Source organism: Pectobacterium jejuense (genome assembly GCF_026800125.1).
Lineage (GTDB): Bacteria > Pseudomonadota > Gammaproteobacteria > Enterobacterales > Enterobacteriaceae > Pectobacterium > Pectobacterium jejuense.
Map to the genome: position 1 here is coordinate 1 of NZ_JAPQKX010000043.1, position 381 is coordinate 381.

The window sequence follows — 381 nt, forward strand, 5'->3', positions numbered from 1 at the left end:
ACAGACCCCTGATGCCACCGCTGTCGTGTTCGAAGCACAGTCGCTCAGCTACGCGGAACTCAACCGCCGCGCCAACCAGCTCGCGCACCATCTGCTTTCGCTCGGCGTCAAACCCGATGACCGCGTCGCCCTCTGCCTCGAGCGCAGCCCTGACATGGTCATCGGCCTGCTCGGTATCCTCAAGGCCGGCGCCGCCTACGTCCCGATGGACCCCGCCTATCCGACGGAGCGCCTCGCCTATATGCTCGACGATGCCGCACCGGTTGTGCTCCTGACCCACTCATCACTGCGTGACGCTTTCCGCCACTCGCTGCCAGTCGTGATGCTGGATAACGCCGCCCTGTTCGACGCCTGCCCGGAGACCAATCCTCGGGGTCAGGG

At 65.6% G+C, this 381-nt stretch carries 1 protein-coding gene; it reads left to right on the forward strand.

What is annotated here, in order from left to right; all coding sequences use genetic code 11:
• On the forward strand, positions 1-381 hold a 381-nt coding region (locus NXT09_RS22670; protein WP_268581196.1), incomplete at both ends, for an AMP-binding protein.